This is a genomic window from Pseudomonas sp. OTU750018 (assembly GCF_011636575.1).
In the GTDB taxonomy this organism is placed as follows: Bacteria; Pseudomonadota; Gammaproteobacteria; order Pseudomonadales; family Pseudomonadaceae; genus Aquipseudomonas; species Aquipseudomonas peli.
This window is the reverse complement of record NZ_JAAPAU010000001.1, coordinates 1,161,176-1,176,952: the sequence shown is the minus strand read 5'-3', so window position 1 is coordinate 1,176,952 and position 15,777 is coordinate 1,161,176. Positions and strand designations below refer to the sequence as shown.

The 15,777-nt window shown below is 61.7% G+C and carries 17 protein-coding genes; 8 read left to right on the top strand and 9 right to left on the bottom strand.

Annotation, left to right across the window (positions count from 1 at the left end):
- Nucleotides 1-127: 127 nt before the first annotated feature.
- A complete protein-coding gene (locus tag HCI85_RS05670) occupies nucleotides 128-1,354 on the top strand; it encodes a transporter substrate-binding domain-containing protein (protein WP_167142864.1) in 1,227 nt (408 codons plus the stop codon).
- Nucleotides 1,355-1,418: 64 nt separating this feature from the next.
- On the opposite strand, the gene HCI85_RS05665 is transcribed toward HCI85_RS05670, so the two are convergent.
- A complete protein-coding gene (locus tag HCI85_RS05665) occupies nucleotides 1,419-1,700 on the bottom strand; it encodes a DUF2218 domain-containing protein (RefSeq protein WP_167142861.1) in 282 nt (93 codons plus the stop codon).
- Nucleotides 1,701-1,725: 25 nt separating this feature from the next.
- The gene (locus HCI85_RS05660; RefSeq protein ID WP_167142858.1) at nucleotides 1,726-2,367 is read right to left on the bottom strand and encodes an NAD(P)-dependent oxidoreductase; all 642 of its coding nucleotides are present in this window, start codon (nucleotides 2,365-2,367) and stop codon (nucleotides 1,726-1,728) included.
- Between the two features lie 100 nt (nucleotides 2,368-2,467).
- Here HCI85_RS05660 and HCI85_RS05655 point away from each other — a divergent pair, with 100 nt between their 5' ends.
- Entirely contained in the window at nucleotides 2,468-3,358 is an 891-nt protein-coding gene (locus HCI85_RS05655; protein ID WP_167142855.1) for a LysR family transcriptional regulator, read from the top strand.
- 31 nt (nucleotides 3,359-3,389) lie between these two features.
- On the opposite strand, the gene HCI85_RS05650 is transcribed toward HCI85_RS05655, so the two are convergent.
- Nucleotides 3,390-3,794 carry a DUF2218 domain-containing protein gene (locus HCI85_RS05650; protein WP_342636206.1) on the bottom strand — a complete coding sequence of 135 codons (405 nt, stop codon included), beginning with the start codon at nucleotides 3,792-3,794 and terminating at the stop codon, nucleotides 3,390-3,392.
- Nucleotides 3,795-4,139: 345 nt separating this feature from the next.
- Here HCI85_RS05650 and HCI85_RS05645 point away from each other — a divergent pair, with 345 nt between their 5' ends.
- A complete protein-coding gene (locus HCI85_RS05645; protein ID WP_090249509.1) occupies nucleotides 4,140-5,027 on the top strand; it encodes a PA4780 family RIO1-like protein kinase in 888 nt (295 codons plus the stop codon).
- 88 nt (nucleotides 5,028-5,115) lie between these two features.
- Here the strand turns inward: HCI85_RS05645 and ypfJ are convergent, their stop codons facing one another.
- The gene (gene ypfJ / locus HCI85_RS05640; RefSeq protein WP_167142852.1) at nucleotides 5,116-5,985 is read right to left on the bottom strand and encodes a KPN_02809 family neutral zinc metallopeptidase; all 870 of its coding nucleotides are present in this window, start codon (nucleotides 5,983-5,985) and stop codon (nucleotides 5,116-5,118) included.
- A 70-nt stretch (nucleotides 5,986-6,055) separates the two neighbouring features.
- Nucleotides 6,056-6,496, bottom strand: coding sequence for a DUF411 domain-containing protein (locus HCI85_RS05635; protein WP_167142849.1), 441 nt, complete (start codon nucleotides 6,494-6,496; stop codon nucleotides 6,056-6,058).
- 126 nt (nucleotides 6,497-6,622) lie between these two features.
- Between HCI85_RS05635 and HCI85_RS05630 the strand changes: the two genes are divergently transcribed.
- A complete protein-coding gene (locus tag HCI85_RS05630; protein ID WP_090249500.1) occupies nucleotides 6,623-7,009 on the top strand; it encodes a DUF4345 domain-containing protein in 387 nt (128 codons plus the stop codon).
- Between the two features lie 2 nt (nucleotides 7,010-7,011).
- Here the strand turns inward: HCI85_RS05630 and trmA are convergent, their stop codons facing one another.
- Nucleotides 7,012-8,100, bottom strand: a complete 1,089-nt coding sequence (gene trmA, locus HCI85_RS05625) for a tRNA (uridine(54)-C5)-methyltransferase TrmA (protein ID WP_167142846.1) — start codon at nucleotides 8,098-8,100, stop codon at nucleotides 7,012-7,014.
- Nucleotides 8,101-8,153: 53 nt separating this feature from the next.
- Nucleotides 8,154-9,446, bottom strand: coding sequence for an NCS2 family permease (locus HCI85_RS05620; RefSeq protein WP_160085601.1), 1,293 nt, complete (start codon nucleotides 9,444-9,446; stop codon nucleotides 8,154-8,156).
- A gap of 185 nt (nucleotides 9,447-9,631) precedes the next feature.
- On the opposite strand from HCI85_RS05620, the gene HCI85_RS05615 reads away from it, so the two are divergent.
- Nucleotides 9,632-10,186, top strand: coding sequence for a DJ-1 family glyoxalase III (locus tag HCI85_RS05615; RefSeq protein ID WP_167142843.1), 555 nt, complete (start codon nucleotides 9,632-9,634; stop codon nucleotides 10,184-10,186).
- Here HCI85_RS05615 and HCI85_RS05610 read toward each other — a convergent pair.
- Nucleotides 10,183-11,412 (bottom strand): MFS transporter, encoded by a 1,230-nt coding sequence (locus tag HCI85_RS05610; protein WP_167142840.1) that lies wholly within the window; start codon nucleotides 11,410-11,412, stop codon nucleotides 10,183-10,185. The two genes, HCI85_RS05615 and HCI85_RS05610, sit on opposite strands and share 4 nt — an antisense overlap.
- Before the next feature lie 326 nt (nucleotides 11,413-11,738).
- Here HCI85_RS05610 and HCI85_RS05605 point away from each other — a divergent pair, with 326 nt between their 5' ends.
- The 3 genes from HCI85_RS05605 to HCI85_RS05595 all read left to right on the top strand — a co-directional run bounded on the left by HCI85_RS05605 (nucleotide 11,739) and on the right by HCI85_RS05595 (nucleotide 14,482).
- On the top strand, nucleotides 11,739-13,178 hold the full coding sequence (locus tag HCI85_RS05605; protein WP_167142837.1) for a cytochrome ubiquinol oxidase subunit I: 1,440 nt from the start codon (nucleotides 11,739-11,741) through the stop codon (nucleotides 13,176-13,178).
- 2 nt (nucleotides 13,179-13,180) lie between these two features.
- On the top strand, nucleotides 13,181-14,188 hold the full coding sequence (gene cydB, locus HCI85_RS05600; RefSeq protein WP_167142834.1) for a cytochrome d ubiquinol oxidase subunit II: 1,008 nt from the start codon (nucleotides 13,181-13,183) through the stop codon (nucleotides 14,186-14,188).
- Nucleotides 14,189-14,338: 150 nt separating this feature from the next.
- Nucleotides 14,339-14,482, top strand: a complete 144-nt coding sequence (locus HCI85_RS05595; protein ID WP_090249480.1) for a DUF2474 domain-containing protein — start codon at nucleotides 14,339-14,341, stop codon at nucleotides 14,480-14,482.
- A gap of 9 nt (nucleotides 14,483-14,491) precedes the next feature.
- Here HCI85_RS05595 and HCI85_RS05590 read toward each other — a convergent pair whose 3' ends face one another.
- On the bottom strand, nucleotides 14,492-15,616 hold the full coding sequence (locus HCI85_RS05590; protein ID WP_167142831.1) for a methyltransferase: 1,125 nt from the start codon (nucleotides 15,614-15,616) through the stop codon (nucleotides 14,492-14,494).
- Nucleotides 15,617-15,777: the final 161 nt, after the last annotated feature.

Genomic DNA, 15,777 nt, shown 5'->3' with positions numbered 1-15,777 from the left:
CGGCTGCGGCTGGTGGTCTGCCAATCCACATCTGACTTTCAAAGCGACCCAAGCTGGCGCCCGGCGACTTAGCCAAGCTCGCCTAGACTCCTTGCATCCGCCACGGCGCACACGCAAGGAGAGGGCAATGTTCAGACTGCGCCATATGGGGCTGCTGCTGGTGCTGGCCAGCGTTTGCGCCGCCGCACAACCGCCGGTACCGGTGCGCCTGGACACCAGTTTCGAAGAGCCTTACCAAGTAGTGGTCGATGGTCAACTCGGCGGGCTGTCGGTCAAGGTGCTCGAATGCATTTTCAACCGTATGCAGCAGCCCTATCAGATTCAGCTGACCTCGTTGCAGCGCGCCAGGCTGAATGTCAGCCGACAGGTCGCCGACGGCTTCTTCAGCTCGGCACCCAATAGTCTGGTAGATGGTTACGCGGTGCTCTCGGCGCCGCTGCTGATCGAGAAGTGGTACTGGTATGCGCTGGACCCCAGCCTGCTCAACCTGCCCATCTGGGATAAGCAGCTGAGGATCGGCAGCGTACTGGGCAGCAACAGCATGATCTGGCTCGAATCGCGCGGTATTAAAGTTGAACAGAAAGTGCCCCGCTTGGAGCAGCTGGTGGAAATGCTTCGCCATGGCCGTATCAATATGGTGCTGGCTGATAGCAGCGCCATGCACAGCACGCTTGAACAGGCAGAGGGTAAGCAGATGCTGCACGAGCGTTTCGTGCGCTACTCGCCGTTGGGCGTGTATTTTTCCAAGACCTTTCTCGATGGGCACCCGGACTTTCTCAAGGCCTTCAATCGCCAGGTGGAAAGCTGCGCTCCGGCCAGCATAGCGCTCAGTGATGCGGAGCAGGCCTATCTGCGCCAGCTGGTCGCGCAGCATGTGGCGCGCTGGGGGCTACATGCTGATCTGCTTAAGGCTTTGCGGGCGGCGAATCAGCGCGAGAACAGCGCGGAGCGGATCCAGGAGCTGGATCGGCAGTGGCGGCGCGAGCGTATTCTTGAAGAAAAACCATTGATCCGGCGCATGCTCAACCTGCAGCCATCCAAGCTGTTAGCCGGTATCGCTCAGCAGTATGCCCCGCTGTTTAATGAATTGTTTATCAGTGATGCCAGCGGTCAATTAGTGGCCTTGAGCGAGAGCACCAGTGATTATTGGCAGGCTGATGAGCTGGATTTTCAGCGGGCCGCGTCGCTCCCCCGTGACGAGGTGTATATCGGCGCGATTGAGTATGACGGTTCAACACAGAGCTTTCAGAGCAAGGTCTCGGCGCCGCTTTACGACCCTGATACCGATGTACTGCTCGGCGTGATCAGCCTGGGCCTGAACATCGAGACGGCTTTCGGTGACAACCTGCCCTGAGCGACAGGCTGCCGCGCCGCCGCTATTTGCTGGGCTCAGGCCGTTGTTCCCTACTCAGCAGTGGTTATTCCCAGTCAAGGCTGAGTTCGGCTTGCCAGGCGAAGCGTTCAAAATGCCGACTGACGACCTGTTTCAGGCTTTCCAAGCCTTCGCTGCTGGCGCTTTGCACACTCAGGCGCAAACCGTCGGTCTCGGCCTGCAGCAGTGCCAAGCCGCTGTCGAACTCGATACGTCCTTGTTGTTCATCGAAGCTCACCGGAATCTTGTGCGCGAAGTGTTTGCACAGCCGGCTGATGTAGCGGGCCGGTGTATCCGTGACGACATAGGCGCTGGCGTTCAGTGGCATGGGGTTCTCCTGGTCAAGTGACGGCTTAATAGCCAACGGTAAAGCGCTGGCGCAGGTGATGTGGGCGCTCCAGCTCATCGATGATGGCTACCGCGAGGTCTGCGACCGAGATCTGCGCCGGGGCGTCGCCATTCATCAGTAACTGGTCGCCGCCGATGCGGAACTGTCCGCTGCGTGCGCCCGGCTGCAACAGCGCGGGCGGTGAGATAAAACTCCAGGCCAGCGCGGTTTCAGTTTTCAGCAGGTTGAGGGTTTGCCGCGCGCCTTCGGCGCCTTCCTTGTACGCGGCGGGGAAGTCCGGAGTGTCGATCAGCTGCAGGTTTGGGGCGACATACAGGCTGCCTGCGCCGCCGACCACCAGCAGGCGCTGTACGCCGGCCTGTTTGCTGGCTGCGATGATCGCCTGGCTGCCCTGGATAAAACGCTGGCGAATATCCGCTGTGCCCCAGCCCGGATTGAACGCGTGGATCACTGCGTCATGGCCTTTGAGTTGCTCGGCCAAGGCGTCGGCGTTGTAGGCGTCGCCAGCCACTGCGGTCAGGGCCGGGTGCTGCAGTAGTTTCGCGGGATCACGGACGATGCCGCTGACCTGATGGCCACGGTCCAGGGCTTCTTGCAGAACAGCAGCGCCAACAAAGCCGCTGGCGCCGATCAGGGCGAGTTTCATGGGGTTCTCCAGGTGCGATTAGGTGACAGCAATAATCGCAGCTGGGTAAAGGGCAGAAAAATAGGCTAAAAAGGCTTTAACTATTAAGCAGGGCTTACGAATGGAGCAGTTAAAGCGCATGGCGGTGTTCGCCACCGTAGTCGACCGAGGCTCCATGGTGGCGGCGGCTGAAGTGTTGGGGATGACGGCCTCAGCAATCAGTCAGCAGATTCGTAAACTGGAAGACAGCACCCAGGTCAGCCTGCTGCATCGCACCACGCGCAAGCTGACCCTGACCGAAGCGGGTGCGACCTTCTACCAGAGCTGCGCTCAGGTGCTGGCACTGGCGCAGCAGGCCGAACAGCGCCTGGCCGAGTTACGCGATGCCCCGGTCGGCGAGCTGCGTATTGCTGCGCCCGTGGGGTTTTCCGGACGGCGGCTCAGCGCGGCGCTGGCGCCGCTGTTGCAGGCGCATAGTGGCCTGAGCCTCAAGCTGTTTTTTCAGGATGAGCAAATCGATCTGATTGAGCGGCGCATTGATCTGGCCATCCGCGTCGGCCACCTAGAGGACTCCAGCCTGGTGGCGCGGCATATCGGTGATACGCGCATGCTGCTGTGCGCAGCACCCGCCTACCTGCTGCGCAAGCCGCAGATCAATCATCCCCGCGACCTGCTCGGCCTGGACTGGCTGATCCTGCATGGTGATAACGCGTTCAACCTGCTGGAGCTGCATGGGCCCGATGCCCAGGTCGAGAAGCTGCGGGTGGAAAGCCGGGTGGGCTGCAACAACATCCTCGCCGTGCGCCATTTCACCTTGGCCGGTATGGGCGTATCGCTGCAACCGGAGCAGGAAGTGCTCGAAGAGTTGGCCAATGGCAGCTTGCGTGAGCTACTGCCGCACTGGCGCATGCCGCCGTTTGGTATTTATTTGGTGACACCGCGCCGCGATGCACAACCGGCCAAAGTGCGTTATGCCATCGAGGCGCTGCGGCAGCAGTTATTGGTAACCTGAGGTGCTCACCTGCGTGGTGGGGTGTCGTGGGCTACTGCCACGCGAGGTCTAACTCGCCTTGCCAGGCAAAGCGCTCGAAGTGTGTGGCTATCAGGTGCTTGAGCTTGTTCAGGTCCTGCGGGTTATTACTCAGGACAGTGATATGCAGGCCGGTGCGATCCGCATGCAGGTGCGAGAGGCCGAAGGCAAATTCGATGCGACCGTGGTGGTCACCGAAACTGACGGGCAGCTTGTGCGCAAACTGCGCACACAGGCGGCTGATGTAGCGTGCAGGCGTATCGGTGACGACATGGCTGGAGGCGATGTGCAGCGCGGCGATGCCATTGCAGCGTTTAGGATGCGCGTGGCGCTTGGCGGCCAGACTGCCCACTGCGTTGCGCGTCTGAAGATGTGGCTGCTGGGGCAGGGTGCTGCTGCCAGATTGGGCATGTTTCACAGTTGTTTCCCCCAATCATGCAGGCTCAGGCGAGGCGCCTTCGCGGGGTGGCGGTAAGGGGCCTTGCGCGTGGCCTGACCGGCTGGCGAATATACAGCGAATGGGACAGTGTTAAATCCCTTTTGGTTGCATGGCGCGTGTGTTTGTAACGCCGGGTTTGCTGCATGTGCGCCACTTAACACACCGCTAAGCGGCATGATTGAGCGATTTACTCAGCCTTCGATCGGTCTGGGTGGCGCCAGGTAATGCGGGGTGTGCTGACAGGAGGGTGGGCGCTGCGTAAAGATTGCCGTATAACGGGCGGCAGAGTCGACTTGGGCAACACAGGACCCCTGATTAAAGCTGATGAAGACGCCAAAACGTATTGAGCCCCTGGTCGAAGCCGGGCTGGTCGATGAAGTGATACGCCCGCTGATGAGCGGTAAAGAAGCCGCGGTCTACGTGGTGCGCTGCGGTGAGGAACTGCGCGTCGCCAAGGTCTACAAGGAAGCCAATAAGCGCAGTTTTCGCCAAGCCGCCGAGTACCAGGAAGGCCGCAAGGTACGCAACAGCCGTGATGCCCGGGCCATGGCCAAAGGTTCGAAGTACGGCCGTAAGGGCCAGGAAGATGCCTGGCAGAATGCCGAGGTTGCCGCCTTGTTCCGCCTGGCCAACGCCGGGGTGCGGGTGCCCAAGCCGTATGACTTCCTTGAAGGCGTGTTGCTCATGGAACTGGTCGATGACGGTGAGGGCGACGCGGCTCCGCGCCTCAATGATGTCGACCTGCACCCGGATGATGCCCGCGAATTCCACGCTTTTATGATTCATGAAGTGGTGAAAATGCTCTGCGCTGGCCTGGTGCATGGTGACCTGTCGGAATTCAACGTGCTGCTTGATCCGGGTGGCCCGGTGATTATCGACTTGCCGCAAGCTGTGGATGCGGCCGGCAACAACCATGCGTTCAAGATGCTTGAGCGCGATGTGCGCAACATGGCTGAGTATTTCGGTCAGTTTGCCCCAGAATTGAAATTCACCAAGTACGCCAAGGAAATGTGGGCGCTCTATGAGGCCGGTGAACTGACCCCGGAGAGCCCGCTGACGGGTGAATTCGATGACCCGGAAGAAGAAGCCGATATCGATGCGGTGATGCGCGAGATCAAGGCCGCCTTGGCCGACGAAGCGCGCCGTCAGGCGCTGCTGAATGCCGAAGACGAACCCAAAGGCGAAGAGCCGCCACCGCCTTGGGCGCAATAGACAGAGCGTGCCGCTGATAAAAAATGCCGCTTACCTGATCAGGTAAGCGGCATTTTTTTGCGCTGAATATCTTGGGCGTTTGTCTGGCTTACAGCCGCGTGGCCTTGAACGTATCGCAGCGACCGACATCGCCGCCGTCGAAACCGGTCTTGAACCAGCGCACGCGCTGCTCTGAGGTGCCGTGGGTGAAGGAGTCAGGCACCACCTGGCCGCGGGCCTGCTTCTGCAAGCGGTCATCGCCGATGGCATTGGCGGCGTTCAGCGCTTCTTCAATATCGCCTGGCTCCAGCCAGTCATGGCGCTGCTGACCGTGATAGGCCCACACCCCGGCCAGGCAGTCGGCCTGCAACTCCTGGCGTACCAGTAGCCCGTTCGCACCCTCCACCCGTTCGCCGCGTTGGCGGGCAGCGTTGACCTTGGCCGAGACGCCGAGCAGGGTCTGTACGTGGTGGCCGACTTCATGGGCAATCACATAGGCTTGGGCAAAGTCGCCGGCGGCGCCAAAGCGTTGTTCCAGCTCGCGGAAGAACGCCAGGTCGATATACACCCGCTGATCGCCTGGACAATAGAACGGCCCGACTGCCGAGTTGGCAAAGCCACAGGCGGAATTCACCCCGCCGCGAAACAGCACCAGGGTCGGGTCCTTGTACTGCCGGTTGGCGCCCTGGAAGATTTCCCTCCAAGTGTCCTCGGTATCGCCGAGCACGGCGCGGACGAACTCCGACTGCTCGTCATTGGCGGCAGGCGTTGAGCGTTGCGGCGCGCTGACCGAGCCGCCCTGCATGGCTTGCCCGGCCAGCTGGCCGAGGATCTGCATCGGGTCCTGGCCGCTGAGCAGGCCGACGATCACCACGATGGCCACTCCGCCCAGGGTCAGCCCTTTGCCGCCGCCCATGCGTGAGCCGCTGCCGCGCGCATCCACCACGTTGTCACTGCGTCTTCCGCGTTTCCAGCGCATCGCTATCGTCCTGTGTCTGTCGAGCGTGAGTGTCATCCGCTGGCGTGAGCTGCGCCGGTGCAGTCATCACTTATTCAATGGTGGGGTATTCGCTGATCACCCGCTCTGCGCCTTGCTTATCCAGGCCTATGACCTGATAAGCGTCGCGTACATTGCCGTATTCCATACCCGGTGAGCCGGCTGGCATGCCGGGTACGGCTGCGCCGAGCAGGTCGGGCTGTTTGCGCATTTTGAGAATGTCGGCGGCCGGTACATGGCCTTCGACAAACTGCCCGTTGATCACTCCGGTATGGCAGGAGGACAGGCGCGGCGGCACGCCCAGGCGTTGTTTGACCGCACTCATATCGGTTTCTACATGATCAACAACGTTGAAGCCGTTGTCCTGCAGGTGGCTGATCCAGGCCTTGCAGCAACCGCAGTTGGCATCGCGATGCACGTCGATGGTCAGGGGTTCGGCGGCGAAACTCAGGCTGCTGACAAACAGCCCGGCGAGAACAAGCAACTGGCGCATCGGGTAACTCCTGGCAGGTGAAAGGCTGAGCATAGCGCCGGGCGGCCGTGGGCAACCACCGGCGATTTCCGAATCGGACGGGCGCAGCTTATGCTGCGTGCTCGATTTCAGGGGGAGGGGGTGTTCATGTTGTTTGCACGCGCAGTACTGGTGATTCAACTGTTGGCATTGGCGGGGCTGGGGCTGGCCTATTTTGTGCGTCCCCATGAAATGGCCAACCTCAGCGGTATGTTGCTGATGTCGCCGGCAGCCGCCACGGATATGCGGGCGTTCTACGGTGGCTTGCAACTGGGGCTGGCGGCGTTTCTCGGCTTGTCGCTGAGTCGGCTGGAGCTGACGCGCGCTGCGCTGACTCTGCTGGTGCTGCTCTACAGCGCGCTGGCGTTGGCACGCATTGGCGGGCTGTGGCTGGATGGTGGCGCGCAGCAGACGTTCAATCTCTACGCGCTGCTGTTGGAAGTGGTATCGGCAGGGCTGAGCTATTGGGCGCTGCGCGGCTTGCAGCGCCTGTAGGCTTAACGGCGCTCCAGCAGCACACCCGACTCCATATGGTGGGTGTAGGGGAACTGGTCGAACAGCGCGCAGCGCGTCACCTTGTGGGTGTCATTCAGCTGGGCGATGTTGGCGGCCAGGGTTTCCGGGTTGCAGGAGATATACAGAATGCGCTCGAAGCGTCGGGTCAGCTCGCAGGTGTCCGGGTCCATGCCAGCGCGCGGCGGGTCGACGAATACGCAGCCGAAGTCGTAACTTTTCAGATCGATATCGGCTAGGCGACGGAACGGTCGCACGTCATTCAGCGCTTCGGTCAGCTCCTCGGCAGACAGGCGCACCAGCGTGATGTTGTCCACGCCGTTGTCGGCCAGGTTGGCCAGTGCGGCGTTGACCGAGGACTTGCTGATCTCGGTGGCCAGTACCTTGCGCACGCGTGTGGCCAGCGGCAGGGTGAAGTTGCCGTTGCCGCAGTACAGCTCAAGCAAATCGTCCGAGCGTTCACCAAGCGCGTTATAGGCCCAGGCGAGCATCTTCTGGTTCACTTCACCGTTGGGTTGAGTAAACGCGCCCTCCGGTTGGCGGTAGCTGAAGGTGCGCCCGGCGACCTGCAGTTTTTCTTCGACGTAGTCCTTGCCGATGACGATGCGCTTGCCCTTGGAGCGGCCAATGATGCTGACCTGCAGCTCGGCGGCGAGCTTTTCAGCGTCGGCCTGCCAGGCGGCATCCAGTGGGCGGTGGTAGCACAGGGTAATCAGTCCGTCGCCGGCCAGGGTGGTGAGAAACTCGACCTGGAACAGCTTGAAGCTCAGGGCGCTGCTGGCCTGCCAGGCAGCCTTCAGGCGCGGCATCAGCGCATTGATCTGCGCGCTGGCGATGGGGAAGTCTTCAAAGAAAATCGGGTTGAGGTTATCGCCGGCTTCGAACATCGCGTAGTGGCGATCCTCACCTTCACGCCACAAGCGGAATTCGGCGCGCAGGCGATAGTGCTCGCGCGGCGACTCGAATACCTCGGGGGCGGGCGCATTGAAGGGTGCCAACAGCTCGATCAGGCGCTGCTGCTTCTCCGCAAGTTGGGCGGCGTAGTTGGCGGGATCGAACTGGGAACGGCTCATGCAGGACTCTTTTCAAATGGAGGCGGGTGAGTAAGGGCTCACCCGCTGGGTCATCAGGCGAAGTACGCCAGTTTGATCGCAAACAGCACCGAGAGCACCACCAGCGCCGGGTTGAGGTCGCGCCAGCGGCCGGCCAGCAGCTTGATCAGGGTCCAGGCGATAAAGCCGAAGGCGATGCCGTTGGCAATCGAGAAGGTCAGCGGCATGGCCAGGGCGGCAACTACCACGGGGGCGGCGACGGTGAGGTCGTCCCAGTCGATCTGCGCCAGGCTGCTCATCATCAGCACGGCGACAAACAGCAGTGCCGGTGCGGTGGCGAAGGCCGGTACGGCGCCGGCCAGCGGAGCGAAGAACAGCGCCAGAAGGAACAGCATGGCCACCACGCAGGCGGTCAGACCGGTTCGCCCGCCGGCACTGATGCCCGCAGCGGACTCGATATAGCTGGTGGTGGTCGAGGTGCCCAGCGCCGCGCCGGCCATGGTCGCGGTGCTGTCAGCCAGCAGGGCGCGGCCGAGCTTTGGCATCTTGCCGTCCTTGTCCAGCAGGTTGGCTTTTTGCGCCACGCCGACCAGGGTGCCGGAGGTGTCGAACAGGTCAACGAAGAGGAAGGCGAAGATCACGCTGAGCAGGCCGATATCCAGCGCGCCCATGATGTCCAGCTGCATCAGGGTCGGGGTCAGTGACGGTGGCATCGACACCACGCCATTGAGCTGCGACAAGCCGAACAGAATCGACAGGCCAGTGACCAGCAGAATGCCGATCATCACCGCGCCGGTTACGCGGCGGTAAGCCAGCGCGGCAATTACGAAGAACCCCAGGCAGGCCAGCAGTGGGCCGCCCTTGCTCAGGTCGCCGAGGCCGACCAGGGTGGCCGGGTTGTCCACCACGATGCCAGCGTTTTTCAGCGCAATGATGGCCAGGAACAGGCCGATGCCCGCCGCGATACCCGAGCGCAGGGCCAGCGGTATGCTGTTGATGATCCACTCACGGATCTTGAAGATCGACAGCAGGAAGAAGATTGCGCCGGAGAGAAACACCGCGCCGAGAGCAGTCTGCCAGGTGTATCCCATGGTCAGCACCACGGTGTAGGTGAAGAAGGCGTTCAGGCCCATGCCCGGTGCCAGAGCAATCGGGTAGTTGGCCAGCAGGCCCATGATGGCTGAACCAATCGCCGCTGCCAGGCAGGTGGCAACGAATACGGCACCTTTATCCATACCGGTTTCGGCCAACATGTTGGGGTTGACGAAGAGGATGTAGGCCATGGTCAGGAAGGTGGTCAGGCCCGCCAGAAGCTCGGTGCGCACCGTGGTGTTGTGGGCTTTGAGTTGGAACAATCTTTCCAGCATGTGGAGCTCCCCGTAACGGCCTTCTTGCCGTGTTTATGCAAACCGAAAGCAAAGCACATCCACGCGTGGGTGCATGTTTTTGCTGGCGATCTGGAAAAAGGCGCGCATCATATCAGCTCGTCTGGAGCTGGTGAATTTATGACCGCTCGGACAGTTTATGCACGGCCAGAACAAGGAGCGAAACGATGACTGCACGGGCTCTTATCAGCGTTGCCGATGGTGTTGAAGACCTCGAATGCGTAACCCTGATTGACGTACTGCGGCGGGCCGAGGTTGAGGTGGTGGTGGCCAGCATCGAAAGCCGACGGATGATCACCTGTGCCCGTGGCACGCGATTGACCGCCGATACCATGCTGGTCGACGTTCTGGCCCAGCCCTTCGACCTGATCGTGTTGCCCGGCGGCATGCCTGGCGCACAACACCTCGCCGAGCACGAGCCGTTGGCCGAGCGGGTACGCGAGCAGGCCAAGGCCGGCAAGCTGTTTGCCGCCATTTGCGCAGCGCCCGCGCTGGCCCTGCAGCAATACGGCGTGCTCAGGCAGCGGCGCATGACCTGTTATCCGGCGTTCAGTGATCGCCTCAGCGGTTGCGTGTTTGTCGATCAGTCAGTGGTGGTTGATGGCAACTGCATCACCAGTCAGGGTCCCGGCACCGCCCTGGCGTTCGCTCTGACCCTGGTCGAACAGCTGTGCGGCAAGGCCGTGCGCAAGCAGGTCGCTGAGGCCATGTTGGTCAGCTAGTCGTTACTTCGCTCAGGCCCTTGCAGGTGCAGATGGTCACGTTTGGCCAGCTCGGGGAACAAACGCATCCACAGGCCAGTGACCAGAATGGCCCCGACGCCACCGATCAGCACCGCCGGTACGGTGCCGAACCAGGCCGCGCTGACCCCGGCGCGGAAGTCGCCGAGCTGATTGGACGCACCGATAAACAGGCCGTTGACCGCGCCGACCCGGCCGCGCATCTCGTCCGGGGTTTGCAGCTGCACGAAGGCGCCGCGAATCACCATGCTGATCATGTCCGCTGCGCCCAGCACTACCAGCGCTGCCAGGCTGAACCAGAGTGAGGTGGACAGGCCGAAGCCGATGGTCGCCACGCCGAATATCGCCACCGAGGTAAACATCACCGGGCCGACCCGCCGCTCAATGGGAAACCGCGCCAGCCACAACGACATCAGCAGCGCGCCAACGGCCGGTGCCGAACGCAGCAGGCCGAGGCCCCAGGGCCCGGTGAGCAGAATGTCCTTGGCAAACACCGGCAGCAGCGCGGTGGCGCCGCTGAGTAGCACCGCCAGCATGTCCATCGATACCGCGCCGAACACGGCAGGGCGGCTGCGGATAAAGCGAAAGCCGGCCAGTAGCGAATCCAACGAGACTTTCTGTTTAAGCGGCAACTGGCGCGCCGGCAGGCTGAGCATCAGGCTCAGGGCGCAACCGTATAACAGCACGGCCGGGCCATAGACCCAGTGCGTACCGAGCGCATAGAGCAAACCGCCCAGCGCCGGCGCGATGATGGTGGCGGCCTGCATGGCCGATGCGGAGGCTGCCACGGCAGCGGGAAACAGCCCGGGCGGCACGATATTCGGTAGCAGCGCCTGGGTGGTCGGCATCTCAAAGGCGCGGGCGGTGCCGAGCAGAAAGGCAATCACGAAGATCATTTCGCGGCTGATACCGCCGGCGCTGCTGCCCAGCAGCAGGCCCAGAGCAATCAGCCCCTGTGCGCCCTGGCAGAGCGCCGCCACCTTGCGCCGGTCGAAACGGTCGGCGACATGCCCGGTGAGCAGGATAAACAGGATCTTCGGCAGGAATTCGATCAGCCCGACCAGGCCGAGGTCCAGCACGTTGCCGGTCAGCGAATACATCTGCCAGCCAATCGCCACGGTAATCATCTGGAAGCCGCTGGCCGTGAACACTCGGGCGAACCAGAAGGCCAGGAATGGGCGGTGCTGACGGAGCAGAAGCTGGGACATGGCCGAAAAGGCTCAAGCGATAACTGGGGGAGGTGCAGCCTAGGGGCTTGGTGTGAGCTTGCACAAGCTGCCAGGGGCAGATTGTGTCTGCGCGCAGTGCTTGTGGCAGCTGGTCGCGCGACAATCGACCACAGCTGAACTTACCCCGGCAAACGCTACTCTCTGTACATGCATTGACCCGCGTCAACACCTTCGGCGTGCGGTTGTGAGGGCTTTTGCCCTGCTCGCTAGTTGCCTCACCCAGAACAATAATCCCCCGACTGAATACCCGTGACTGGCATGCGCGCCCGTGGCCGTGCCCCGTATCACCTGACTGAGGAAACGCCATGTTTGGATTGGAGGCTCTCGACCTTGCTCGAATCCAGTTCGCTTTCACCATCTCCTTTCACATCATCTTTCCGGCCATCACCATCGGCCTGGCCAGTTACCTGGCGGTGCTCGAAGGGCTGTGGCTGAAGACCGGGGAGGAGGTTTACCGCGACCTGTACCACTTCTGGGCGAAAATCTTTGCTGTCAACTTCGGCATGGGCGTGGTTTCCGGTCTGGTCATGGCTTACCAGTTCGGCACCAACTGGAGCGCCTTCTCCGACTTTGCCGGGGCGGTCACCGGGCCGCTGTTGACCTATGAAGTGCTGACTGCGTTCTTTCTCGAAGCGGGCTTTCTTGGCGTCATGCTGTTTGGCTGGAACCGCGTCGGTCCGGGCCTGCACTTCTTCTCCACGGTGATGGTGGCGGTCGGCACGCTGATCTCGACCTTCTGGATTCTCGCCTCCAACAGCTGGATGCACACCCCGCAGGGCTTCGAGATCATCGACGGCCGGGTGATTCCGGTGGACTGGTTCGCCGTGGTGTTCAACCCTTCGTTCCCTTATCGCCTGGCGCATATGGCCACGGCAGCGTTCCTCGCCACCGCCTTCTTCGTCGGCGCGTCGGCGGCCTGGCACCTGCTGCGCGGTCGCGACAACCCGGCGATCCGCAAGATGCTATCGATGGCCATGTGGATGGCGCTGATCGTCGCGCCGATCCAGGCAGTGATTGGCGACTTCCATGGTCTGAATACCCTCAAGTATCAGCCCGCGAAGATCGCGGCGATCGAAGGCCACTGGGAAAATCATGGCGATGAGCCGACCCCGCTGATCCTGTTCGGCTGGCCGGATATGGAAGCCGAAGAAACCCGCTTCAAAATCGAGATTCCCGCCCTCGGCAGCCTGATTCTCACCCACAGCCTGGACAAGCAGGTGCCGGCGCTCAAGGAGTTCGCCAAGGAAGATCGGCCTAACTCAACCATCGTGTTCTGGACCTTCCGGATCATGGTTGGCCTGGGCATGCTGATGATCCTCACCGGTCTTTGGGGCCTGTGGCTGCGCAGTCGCGGCAAGCTGTTTCAAAGCCGGCCGTTCCTCCATCTGGCCGTGTGGATGGGCCCGTCGGGGATCATCGCCATCCTCGCCGGCTGGTACACCACGGAAATCGGTCGTCAGCCCTGGATTATCCACGGCCTGATGCGCACCGCCGATGCCTCGTCCGGGCACAGTTTTGCGCAGATGAGCCTGACCCTGATTCTGTTTGTGGTGGTGTATTTCGCCCTGTTTGGTGCCGGTATCAGCTACATGATGCGCCTGGTGCGCAAAGGCCCGATCACCGACGAAGGCAAGGAACCCGCTGAAGGCGGCCCAGGCCAGAAACGCACGCCGTCGCGTCCGCTGTCCGCGCCTGAAGAGGGCTTGGAAGAGGGCGAAACTGACTCGCTGGCTGAGAGGAATTGAATATGGGCATTGATCTCTCGCTGATCTGGGCCGTGATCATCGCCTTCGGGGTGATGATGTACGTGGTTATGGACGGCTTCGATCTGGGCATCGGCATCCTCTTTCCCTTCGTCAAAAGCGAAGGCGAGCGCGATGTGATGATGAACACCGTGGCACCGGTCTGGGATGGCAACGAAACCTGGCTGGTGCTCGGCGGCGCGGCGCTGTTCGGGGCCTTTCCGCTGGCCTACGCGGTGGTGCTCAGTGCGTTGTACCTGCCGCTGATCTTTATGCTGCTTGGGTTGATTTTCCGTGGAGTGGCCTTTGAGTTCCGCTTCAAAGCCAAGGCCGCCAAGCGTCACCTCTGGGACAAAGCATTTATCGGTGGCTCACTGACTGCGACCTTCTTCCAGGGCGTGGCGCTGGGGGCCTATATCGACGGCTTCAAGGTGGTTGATCGGGTCTATGTCGGCGGCGCGCTGGATTGGCTTACGCCGTTCTCGCTGTTCTGCGGCCTGGCGTTGATTGCCGCTTACGCTTTGCTCGGCTGCACCTGGCTGATCATGAAGACCGAAGGCCGCTTACAGCTGCAGATGCACGATATGGCGCGGCCACTGGTGTTTGTGCTGCTTGGCGTCACCGGTATCGTCAGCCTGTGGACACCACTGGCCCATACGGAAATTGCCGAGCGCTGGTTCAGCCTGCCGAATATCTTCTGGTTTATGCCGGTACCGCTGCTGGTGCTGCTGTGCACTTGGGCGCTGCTGCGCGCGGTGGCGCGCAACGCCAACTACTCACCGTTTCTGCTGACCCTGACGCTGATCTTCCTCGGCTATAGCGGCCTGGGCATCAGCCTGTGGCCGAATATCATCCCGCCATCGATCAGCATCTGGGAAGCCGCCGCACCGCCGCAGAGCCAGGGTTTTATTCTGGTTGGGGCGCTGTTCATCATTCCCTTCATCCTGATGTACACCGCCTGGAGTTATTACGTGTTCCGCGGCAAGGTCACTGAAGAAGATGGCTATCACTGAGGCTCGGCTCCGGTCTGCTGCGCGTCGGCCCTGCGGCGTTAAAAACAGGCTCGGAATGCTCATGTACAAAAGTACACTCCGCTTCCTCGCCTGTTTTTGCCTTGCAGGACTCTAGCTCGCGAGACCTCAAGTAAGTTATGAGGGCGCAAGATGAATGACGTAGAAGAGAAAAAGCCGCTGTGGCAACGCCTCGGCTGGTTGGTAGCAATCTGGGCCGGCAGTGTGCTGGCCCTGGGGGCGGTGTCCTATCTGCTGCGCCTGTTTATGCAGGCGGCTGGGATGGGCACGCCGTAACGGCGTGGCTTATTTGATCGCTTTAAGCACCACAAACTTCGGCGTCGCCGCCACCTGTTCGACACCACGGAATAGCCGTTTCAGCTTGGCGTGGTAGCCCAGGTGGCGGTTGCCGACTATCCACAGCTCGCCGCCGGTCACCAGCGCGGCGCGGGCCTGCTGGAACATGCGCCAGGCGAGGAAATCGCCGACCACCTGTTGCTGGTGGAACGGCGGGTTGCACAGCACCAGATCCAACGAATCCTCCGCCTGCTCGGCTAAACCATCGCCGGCGCGAATCTCGACCGGGCGCTCACCCAGTGCCGCACGCCAGTTTTCTTCGGCGGATTGCACCGCCATGTAGGACTCATCGACCAACGTTAGCTCGGCCAGCGGGCTGCCCAAGGCATAGGCAATGCCGAGTATGCCGTTGCCGCAGCCGAGATCTGCTACGCGCACGCGGCTGAGGTGTTTGGGCAGGTGCGGGAGGAAGGCGCGGGTGCCGATATCCAGGTCTTCGCGGCAGAACACATTGGCGTGGTTGAGCAGCTCGATAGCCGGCTTTTCCAGGCGATAACGCGTCGGGTAGGGCGATACAGGTGCGGGTTTGGCCTCTGATGTGGCAAACAGCAGGCGGGCTTTTTTCACCGCCAGCGAGGCCTGCACCGGGCCGATATATTTCTCCAGCAGATCACCGGCAGCACGCGGCAGGTGCTTGACCATGGCGGCGGCAATCACCTGCGCGTTTGGCGCGAGCTGGCCGTGCAGACGAATCAGTTGCTCCTCCAGCAGCGCCAGGGTTTTCGGTACGCGAATCAGCACCACATCAAACGGCCCCTGAGCGACTGCGCTGGCCGGTACAAACGTCATGGCATCCGCCGGCAACTGATTGCGCAGCAGGTTGACCTGCAAGCCCAGGTGGCCGAGGTGTGAGTCGCCGCTGCTGGTCACGCGCGCCTGCCCAGCGAGGCTGGCCGCCAGGGCACCGAAGCTGTCATTCAGCACCAATACCCGCGTGTTGCTCGTCAGCCCTTGTTCATGCAGATGGTTGAGCAGGTATTCGTCCGCCGCATCGAACGCTTGCAGCGGCTCATGGGGCTGGTCGGGTTGGCGGAGCAGATCGAGTTGGGCGAACGGGGTACTGAACACAGGCATGGAAAACTCGGGTGGCGGGCCGCAAGGGCGCGATAAAAAGTGCAGTTGGTCGCTATTGTCGGTGCAAGTGGCGGAAAAGTCTCGGAACTGAGAGCTGGTTCAGCAAATCGCAGTTGTGCCGCGCACGGCTTTACCGAAGAATGCCGCCCCCTTGTGGATCT

Excerpts from the sequence above, each read along its gene's own strand:
- ypfJ (WP_167142852.1), bottom strand. The coding sequence starts at position 5,985 with ATGCGCTGGAAACGCGGAAGACGCAGTGACAACGTGGTGGATGCGCGC.
- cydB (WP_167142834.1), top strand. The coding sequence starts at position 13,181 with ATGGGCATTGATCTCTCGCTGATCTGGGCCGTGATCATCGCCTTCGGG.
- trmA (WP_167142846.1), bottom strand. The coding sequence starts at position 8,100 with ATGAGCCGTTCCCAGTTCGATCCCGCCAACTACGCCGCCCAACTTGCG.
- HCI85_RS05610 (WP_167142840.1), bottom strand. The coding sequence starts at position 11,412 with ATGTCCCAGCTTCTGCTCCGTCAGCACCGCCCATTCCTGGCCTTCTGG.
- HCI85_RS05670 (WP_167142864.1), top strand. The coding sequence starts at position 128 with ATGTTCAGACTGCGCCATATGGGGCTGCTGCTGGTGCTGGCCAGCGTT.
- HCI85_RS05590 (WP_167142831.1), bottom strand. The coding sequence starts at position 15,616 with ATGCCTGTGTTCAGTACCCCGTTCGCCCAACTCGATCTGCTCCGCCAA.
- HCI85_RS05655 (WP_167142855.1), top strand. The coding sequence starts at position 2,468 with ATGGAGCAGTTAAAGCGCATGGCGGTGTTCGCCACCGTAGTCGACCGA.
- HCI85_RS05615 (WP_167142843.1), top strand. The coding sequence starts at position 9,632 with ATGACTGCACGGGCTCTTATCAGCGTTGCCGATGGTGTTGAAGACCTC.
- HCI85_RS05620 (WP_160085601.1), bottom strand. The coding sequence starts at position 9,446 with ATGCTGGAAAGATTGTTCCAACTCAAAGCCCACAACACCACGGTGCGC.
- HCI85_RS05660 (WP_167142858.1), bottom strand. The coding sequence starts at position 2,367 with ATGAAACTCGCCCTGATCGGCGCCAGCGGCTTTGTTGGCGCTGCTGTT.
- HCI85_RS05635 (WP_167142849.1), bottom strand. The coding sequence starts at position 6,496 with ATGCGCCAGTTGCTTGTTCTCGCCGGGCTGTTTGTCAGCAGCCTGAGT.
- HCI85_RS05595 (WP_090249480.1), top strand. The coding sequence starts at position 14,339 with ATGAATGACGTAGAAGAGAAAAAGCCGCTGTGGCAACGCCTCGGCTGG.
- HCI85_RS05645 (WP_090249509.1), top strand. The coding sequence starts at position 4,140 with ATGAAGACGCCAAAACGTATTGAGCCCCTGGTCGAAGCCGGGCTGGTC.
- HCI85_RS05630 (WP_090249500.1), top strand. The coding sequence starts at position 6,623 with ATGTTGTTTGCACGCGCAGTACTGGTGATTCAACTGTTGGCATTGGCG.
- HCI85_RS05665 (WP_167142861.1), bottom strand. The coding sequence starts at position 1,700 with ATGCCACTGAACGCCAGCGCCTATGTCGTCACGGATACACCGGCCCGC.
- HCI85_RS05605 (WP_167142837.1), top strand. The coding sequence starts at position 11,739 with ATGTTTGGATTGGAGGCTCTCGACCTTGCTCGAATCCAGTTCGCTTTC.